Origin of the sequence: Mesorhizobium sp. M2A.F.Ca.ET.037.01.1.1 (genome assembly GCF_003998075.1) — a bacterium.
Taxonomy (GTDB): Bacteria; Pseudomonadota; Alphaproteobacteria; order Rhizobiales; family Rhizobiaceae; genus Mesorhizobium.
The window spans coordinates 1-6,293 of record NZ_RZSA01000327.1 but is presented as its reverse complement, the minus strand read 5'-3'; the positions used below and the strand labels follow the sequence as shown (position 1 = coordinate 6,293).

The following is a 6,293-nucleotide window of genomic DNA, read 5'->3' as shown; positions in this document are numbered from 1 at the left end:
CGCTGTAGATCCTGATCGCCTCGGCGGCGACGGCCGCTATCACCGGATGACCGGAGTAGGTGAAACCGTGACCGAACACGCCGACCTTGTGGGCCTCGTCAGCGGCGCATTGATAAATCTTGTCGAGATAATGACGCCGCCAATGGGCAGGTGACCGGATGAAAGCCCCCCGGCGATCGAGAGCATGTCCGGTTCCATCCCAAATGTCTGGCTACCAAACCAGTTCCCGGTGCCTCCGAAGCCGCAGACCACCTCGTCGGACAGCATGAGGATAATTTCTCACTTTCTTGCGAAGATCGGGGGTGTCCACGGTCATTCGTATTACGCGAGATCCGCGAGGCCAAAAACCATCATACCAGAGAGGCGAAACTGCTATCTAGGTGTTTAGATGCAAGAAATTAATCCTGCATTGTTCCCGCACCAGGAACACCCGAGAGGATACCAAGCAGTATTGAACCTTGTTGAAAATGCTCTCGGCGCGCTGGGCGTTATAATTTCTCGAAGGCGATCACAAGGACGTCGCGATAAGCGTACGGCATTTTCAGGTTTTCGGCCACAATCGACGATACATCGTGAAAGGTTTCGCGGTCGTTGCAGATCACAAAATCATTCGGGGAGTTCATTTCGACCTCGCCGAGGAACTCCTTTGAGGCGTCGGTGATCATGCTCATGCCGCCGGTGACGTTGACCCGCCCAATCATATAGCAAGCAATGAAGTCCACCCCGTCCTGGTGAAGGCCCTCGGGTGCCGGTTTGCCATTTACACCATCGCGCGCGACAATCCGGTAGGGATGGATCTTGATATTCCAACGATCATGTCGGGCGGCTTCACATAGAATTCTGCAGAAACCTGTCAGAATCTTTTCTAAGACGGGATGGTCTATAAAGGAGTTTTCAAGGGGCTCGAAGTGGCGCTTGAAGCCGCCATTCAGATGATTGACACTTTTTGATTGTTCGTAGGGGGCGTGGGGTAGGAGCCTAAAGATTCCGTCAGTCGCGTCATATTCAAAAGCGCTATAGCGCCGGTAACGATATGTTCCGCCGTCACGCATGTATTCATCGAGAAGAAGTCGATTCCAATGGTCAGCAAAGTTCTTCCAGGCTGCATCAATTTCGATGCCAAAGCAGGCTTCGGCGCGCTCGCCTTTTGAAAACCACCATCCATTTGTCACCAGACCGTCAGTGCATTGTTGACTGAGGTTGGCCGGCGCCTGGGGTGCGTTGTTTTCCACGGGTGTCTCCCTTTTGGTGACTTGGCGAGGACGGAACGCTTTGGACAACGCTATGTGGGTTGCGGCTTGGTATTCCCAAAGGTCGCGGTCCCTAATGTATCTCGGCGTCCTGGCTCGGATCGACCGAGGTAAAAAGCGTGTGTGATCGACTATGTAGCTGACGCTCCCGCTAACGCCCTCGAGGGCGGATGCAATGGCCCGTTCGCACATCTGGTGAATAGTACTGCCCCATGCACCTGAAACCGCCTCTTGGGACCAGGCTTGCTCAAGCCCTTGCTTCAAAACGATTGATGCCACGTCAAGAGAAGCGGTTTCGAGGTGACGCAGCGCGTCGAAGATAATGGCCGCGGCAGGGGCCTCGCGGACTTCGAGAACCTTTTGGCCGGTTGTGATGTGTTCAAGCCCGACAAAGCGGCCGTGCCCGAATTTGCCGACCGTGTTATTCAGGAACGGGATTGCGTCGACCAATGCAACATCACGGTCATCAATTGACACGAGACTTCCGTCTGCAAACCCGAGTTTGATCTCTACCGGCTGCTCTGCGGGAATGTGGCGCGTCCAAGCAAATGCCTCCTCGGGGATGGAAAAGTTCTCGGGATCTTCCAAAGGCCCCGACTCGAATTCCCGACACCAGAGGTTTTCGTCCGCGCTCCACGTGCGGTCCGCCACAAAAGTCGCTCCACACTTGGACAGGTCGGAGGTCTTCTGTTGTCGGGATATCACAGAGCATTCATACGGACTGCCGAAGTTGCCGGAAAATCCTGAGCGCTTAATGCTATTGTTAAGGCGCGGAAGACTGTTTTGAGAAAGGTTTGCTGTATGAAGAACCAGCCGTGAGTTGATTGACCTAGCATGATTAACAACCAAAGATGCGATTATGGGACGGCTCAACGAACTGCTCAACGGATAGATGCCAAGGTACTTGGCGTGGGCTCGAATGGCTGATTTCACGCCTTGTTCGACAAAGGCATCCCGCCCTTCGAGGCAGACAAAGCGCGCGCCGAACATGGCTGCCGTCCGTTCCAACAAAGGCTGATCGATGCGCGTTCCGACATCCGCTGCGACAGCTTCAATGTTCGCAAAGCCAAGGCTTTGCAGCTTGTAGAGAAGATAGGTGCTGTCGAGACCGCCGCTGAACATGGTTGCAACTGGTGCGGTTCGGTCCGGAAAAGCCTCCAGATCTTCAAAACTCGAAATGCCGCCGATGGCGGGTTTGGTGGAAGCCAAGATGGGGTTCATTTGGATGTCCTGCTCTCAAACCAGATGCCAGCAAACGTCGCAGCGAGGACGAGGCCTGCGCCTATCAAGCTCGGTACTGTCAAAGGCTCATTCAGAAGAAGGTGCGCTAGAACGAAACCAAAAAAAGGTTCTGTTCCCATCAAGAAGCCAACCCGTGTCGGTGTGGATTTTCTCACTGCGGCATTTTGAATGTAGAATGCAGCGAGGGTGCAGAAGAGTGCAAGGAAGGCAACAGCGCCCCAAAACTGAAGGGTGGCCCTCACAACAAGGCCTGAAATTCCGAACTGAGCGACGGCCAAAACGAAAGTAAGTGTTGCCACCGTCGATCCTTGGATGGCCGTCAGGGCTGCAGATGAAATCTGCCGGCCGGCCAGAAGGCGTTTGGTGGAAACGACCATAACCGCTCGCAGAATCGCGGCCCCCAAGACAAGCGCGTCACCCGGGCTGAACCTGCTGATCCCGCCAGTGAGAATGCCGACACCGATGCACGCTATGGCAGCACTTGCCAAAATGCCCGTAGGTGGAAGTCGCCGTGATAGCCCATAGTCGATGCTCGGCGTGAAAATCACACAAAGCGATATGATCAAGGCCGTGTTCATTGCGCTTGTCGATGCAACGCCGTAAGTTTCAGCAATAAAGATGCAAAAAAGTATTGTTCCCAATGCGAAGCCGCGGATGAAATCGCCCCAGGAGACCAATGCGATCTCATGTCTTGCAGCCACTGCCGTAATGATCGTAGTAATCAGGAAGCGATAAAGAACAAGTATCGAAACCGGCGCGTAGAACAGTGCGCCTTTCCCGACCGGATAGCTCGCCCCCCAAACGAATGCGACTCCCAGCAAGGCTAGATCCACCGAGAAAGATGGCGTCCGTGTTTTCCTGACAGGTATTGGAGAACTTTCGAAAACGTCCACCTTCAAAGTTTCCTTTGTGTTAGCCATCCACCCCTGCTGCGAGGGTCAAACAGATCAGGTCGTTCAGCCTCTTGGGCGATCCGTGCCGCGGCGTACTTGTTTTTGGTAACGCAAGTGCCGTGCCGATTCGGAAAACCATTGCTAGACAACAACCTGGTCGCCTTGATAGTTCGGCGGTTCATGTCCATTGTTGTCAGAATGCCGACAATGACTTCAACTGCAGGGATCCTACCGGCAGGGCCTCAAGGCGAACACGCGGCTCCAAGATGCCGACACGATGGCTGGTTCAGCCATGCTTCGACAGTTGCCTGTTTTTTCAGTTCCTTTGCTGTTCGTGCGCTAACCGCAACGCTCCATACTAGTCTCGCGTGGCTGTCCCCGTGGGGTGGGCGGCAGAAAGCGATTAGGCCCGCTGAAAGAGGCGAACCGCATCCGAAGGATCGTAACCAAGAGAAGGACCTGAAGCGAGAGCGAAGGTTGCGGGAGGCCGCGGCGGGCCTAAAAGGCAATGCCGACCGCCCCAGGAAAGGCTGACAAAAACCGCAGCGGCCGACTGTCCAATAGGGTGCGCCGGGCCAGGGCGAGCCAAATGGCAGGGGCTGCCGGGGGACCCTAAGAAAAGCCTGGGTTCACGAGCACCCGGCGCGCGCCATCAGGCGGCCAGCTACTTGGAGGGCGGGTGTATCATGCCTGTTTGTCGGGCCGAACCAGATCCATGTGGCTGACGCCGAGGGCCAATGCCAGTTCATAGATCGTGATAATTGTCGGATTTCTTCGGCCTTTCTCCAAGCCGCTGATGTACTGCTGACTGAACCCGGAAATCTCCGCAAGCTGCTCCTGCGTCAGGCGCTTCCTTTGCCTGATCCTCTGCACATTCCGTCCGACCAACTTGCGCATATCCATGCACGCAAGCCAGCGGATCAGGCGGCTTGAGTTTATCAACTATAATATGTAATCCACATTTAGCAGGCACAGGGCTTCGCGGGTCCATTGGCCGGAGATAGAATTAGCGATGTTGCAGCCCAGATCGAACACGCCGTTCGCCGACGAGGTCCCCTGGTCGGACCGCATTACAGCCTACGACAAGGACCACTTTACAACCTATATGAGGCTCCTGGACGCCTCGGCCGACAACGCCACTGAAGAGGAAATGGCCAAAGTGATCCTCGGCATTGATCCGGCACGCGAACCTGAGCGCGCACGCAACGTTCTTCGCAGTCATCTCGACCGTGCAAACTGGGTGGTGACGAGCGGCTACAAGGATTTGTTCGCCAGTTGACGAAATGGGCGGTGCGGTCGCTTCGCTTCAAGCAACGAAGTCGCGCAACCGCCATGCATCGACGTATCACCACAGCGCGGATGGCCCAGCGCTTCGCTGTCTCATCATTTTGTCCTCCGCTCGCCAATGGCTGCTTCCCAGGAATGGGTGCGGCGGCGAATCATGACAGGAACGGGTCCGCCGTCTGAGCCGCACCGCATCCGAAGGGCCGGATGGACAACCTACTGAAAGCTCACAGCTGGCTAAGGGTTGCGGGACGCCGCGGCGGGCCTAGAAGGATGCGGCGCCACCTGCTGAGAAAGGCACAAAACAGAGCGAATTGCGAGAGTCTAACGACGCGCTAGGAGGCGCAGCGGAATGGTCGAGACGCCAGAGCCAAGAAAAGCGGGGCTCGACCCACCGGCACACGGCACGCGCGGTGATGGGCGCGGGCGCCCACTACGTGCGCAGGCTCAACAGAATCTCACACGGATCAGCATCGAGGGCCGCAGTTACGTCGAGAAACTCAATGACATCGAGACGCCGTTCGCCACCCTCATATTTCGCCACGAAAGATTGCGGACGACCAAGCTTCTCAGCCACCTGCGCCTGCGTCAGCCCTTTGACATTGCGCAGTGAGATCAACTGGGCCAGAAACCGCTGGTGGCGGGGAGATCGAAGAGATTTGGGCATTTAGGTGAACCGGCAGGTAGAGACCGGCTCAGCGACTAATCCCCGTTTCGGATTATCCCATTTTGGGATATTCTGCCTTGGATCCAGCGATCAACATGCGAGGTTCGCGGCAGACATGAATCAATCAACGGGAACAGATAGGACTCAAAGCTCAACACTGCTCGACGAAGTCCCTTGGTCTGACCGTCTTACCGCCTACGACAGGGCGCACTTTACCATCTATATGAGGCTCCTGGACGCCTCAGCCGATGAGGCGCCCGAAGAGGAAATGGCCCAACTGATCCTCGGCATTGATCCGGCACTTGAACCGGAGCGCGCCAGGAAGGCGCTTCGTAGTCATCTCGACCGTGCGAACTGGATGGTGACGAGCGGCTACAAGGAATTGTTCGCCAGCTGACAAATTCGCAGTGCTCGGTCATAGAAGCGTTCCTGTGCCATTGGTCAGGCTGATCGGGGCCTGCACCACAGACGCGCCGGCAAAATGGACCCGGTGGCGAGCACAATTCAGTTCCCAGGAAATCGGGGTTTGGCAACTGTCCGAGCGTCTGACGTGATAGAAGGTTCCGCTCTGTCTGGATGGGTATTAGCCCGGAGCAGCACTCCATATCGTACCGGCGCTCGACGAAGGGTCCACCTCTTCGCTTTCAAGCCGCATAACCGATAGCCATCGCCCTAAGTCAAGGGTTAGAGATTACCGGCAGGCAGGTATGCAAGCGGGCCATCCTCGGAAACTATATAACCGCACGACTAGCTGTGAGCTTTCGGGAGGTTGTCCATTCGGACCGGACCGGGGAGACTGGAGTTACCAAGCTTCAGCACTCACCGGAGGGTCCGAATGAACATCCATAAGAATGCCCGTCTCACACCGCTGCGTCGAGAGGAGATGGCGCTGTCGGTGATAGAAGGCGCTTTCTCCAAAGCCCATGCGGCGCGTGTCTACGGCGTGTCGGCCAAGAT

The 6,293-nt window shown here is 56.1% G+C and carries 7 protein-coding genes and 1 pseudogene; 3 read left to right on the top strand and 5 right to left on the bottom strand.

The window, feature by feature from the left end:
• The 4 genes and pseudogenes from EOA27_RS17465 to EOA27_RS17450 all read right to left on the bottom strand — a co-directional run.
• Positions 1-286, bottom strand: a pseudogene (locus EOA27_RS17465) (aminotransferase class III-fold pyridoxal phosphate-dependent enzyme); the annotation flags it as partial.
• A gap of 202 nt (positions 287-488) precedes the next feature.
• A complete protein-coding gene (locus tag EOA27_RS17460) occupies positions 489-2,471 on the bottom strand; it encodes an argininosuccinate synthase-related protein (protein WP_063169298.1) in 1,983 nt (660 codons plus the stop codon).
• On the bottom strand, positions 2,468-3,412 hold the full coding sequence (locus EOA27_RS17455; RefSeq protein ID WP_082826572.1) for a DMT family transporter: 945 nt from the start codon (positions 3,410-3,412) through the stop codon (positions 2,468-2,470). Before EOA27_RS17455 ends, EOA27_RS17460 begins: the two co-directional genes overlap by 4 nt.
• A 657-nt stretch (positions 3,413-4,069) precedes the next feature.
• Positions 4,070-4,288, bottom strand: a complete 219-nt coding sequence (locus tag EOA27_RS17450) for a helix-turn-helix transcriptional regulator (protein ID WP_029354714.1) — start codon at positions 4,286-4,288, stop codon at positions 4,070-4,072.
• 109 nt (positions 4,289-4,397) lie between these two features.
• On the opposite strand from EOA27_RS17450, the gene EOA27_RS17445 reads away from it, so the two are divergent.
• Entirely contained in the window at positions 4,398-4,664 is a 267-nt protein-coding gene (locus EOA27_RS17445) for a DUF2285 domain-containing protein (RefSeq protein WP_063169299.1), read from the top strand.
• A 438-nt stretch (positions 4,665-5,102) separates the two neighbouring features.
• On the opposite strand, the gene EOA27_RS17440 is transcribed toward EOA27_RS17445, so the two are convergent.
• Positions 5,103-5,336 carry a helix-turn-helix transcriptional regulator gene (locus EOA27_RS17440; protein ID WP_082826573.1) on the bottom strand — a complete coding sequence of 78 codons (234 nt, stop codon included), beginning with the start codon at positions 5,334-5,336 and terminating at the stop codon, positions 5,103-5,105.
• 115 nt (positions 5,337-5,451) lie between these two features.
• Here EOA27_RS17440 and EOA27_RS17435 point away from each other — a divergent pair, with 115 nt between their 5' ends.
• Entirely contained in the window at positions 5,452-5,733 is a 282-nt protein-coding gene (locus tag EOA27_RS17435; protein ID WP_063169301.1) for a DUF2285 domain-containing protein, read from the top strand.
• 438 nt (positions 5,734-6,171) lie between these two features.
• Positions 6,172-6,293, top strand: a 122-nt coding sequence (locus tag EOA27_RS17430; RefSeq protein WP_245474027.1) for a leucine zipper domain-containing protein, incomplete at its 3' end; no start/stop codon positions are given.